Source organism: Klebsiella sp. K47 (genome assembly GCF_051858335.1).
GTDB classification, from domain to species: Bacteria; Pseudomonadota; Gammaproteobacteria; order Enterobacterales; family Enterobacteriaceae; genus Klebsiella; species Klebsiella pneumoniae.
The window spans coordinates 1-216 of sequence record NZ_JBPYUI010000526.1 but is presented as its reverse complement, the minus strand read 5'-3'; the positions used below and the strand labels follow the sequence as shown (position 1 = coordinate 216).

Sequence of the window (216 nt, the reverse complement as noted above, 5' to 3'; positions counted from 1 at the left end):
CACGGAAGGGGACCAGCACGCCCGACCCATCACCAAGCAGTTCGGTCGCGTGCCAATAAGGCGTCGATACCACCGGCCGGCCAAGTCCGTGCGAATAGGCGAGCGTGCCCGATGTCATTTGGGTCTCGAGAAGATAGGGCGTCACGTACACATCGCACATCGCGATGTAGTCCAGCAGTTCCGGCCGCTCGACGAAGCGGTTGATGAACACCACGC

1 pseudogene is annotated in these 216 nt (G+C 61.6%); it reads right to left on the bottom strand.

Annotated features, from left to right (window positions below):
* Positions 1 to 216, bottom strand: a pseudogene (locus tag RRF55_RS29080) (hypothetical protein); the annotation flags it as partial.